This window comes from Vibrio sp. 704 (assembly GCF_033339295.1).
The window spans coordinates 1-673 of the sequence record NZ_JAWOUH010000496.1 but is presented as its reverse complement, the minus strand read 5'-3'; the positions used below and the strand labels follow the sequence as shown (position 1 = coordinate 673).

Annotated in this window: 1 protein-coding gene; it reads left to right on the top strand. The window is 49.5% G+C overall.

The genetic code is table 11. From position 1 onward, the window contains the following. Window positions 1-618: LysR substrate-binding domain-containing protein (locus R7R24_RS27345; RefSeq protein WP_318120216.1), on the top strand; the 618-nt coding region annotated here is incomplete at its 5' end. Window positions 619-673: the final 55 nt, after the last annotated feature.

The following is a 673-nucleotide window of genomic DNA, read 5'->3' as shown; positions in this document are numbered from 1 at the left end:
AGTTTGCACAATCAAGCCGTCAAGCAAGTAAAACGCTACGAAAACAAACGCCCACTGCGTTTAGGATGTCCAGAAGACTATAACGATAGCCTGCTGCCGAAACTCATCCGCGTATTGCAGCAAACCGAACCGACCTGCTCTATCCAGGTGTACAGTGAGCCAAGCGTGACGCTCCGCGAATGGCTAGATGAAGGCAAATTAGACGCCGCCATCGTGACTCGTGCACCCGATAGCGAAGAAGGATACTGGCTCGCAAGTGATAGAGGCGTGTGGATCAGTCACCCCGATTTCACTATCGACGAATCACAGCCAATCCCTCTCGCGCTATTTCAAACCGATTGTAAATACCACGCCGCCGCTATTAATGCGCTGACCAAAAGAGGAACGCCATATCAACTCTTAGCTTGTTGTAACACCTCTTCTGCGCAGCGAGCCATTGTTCGCTCTGGCATGGCGATTGGTGCGATGGGAAGAATCAGTGTCACAGATGATCTGAAGATCTTAGAAGATTTGCCTCCACTACCGTCGGTGGATATTGTTTTGGTGACTGGTGTCGAACCTCATCCCATACTAGACAAAGAATGCTTGTCGCAGTTGGCTGAGTTGATGCCTTACTAGCGAACATCAAACAGATTAAGCAATCACGAAATCGAACGTTCCGACTATTCGCCCA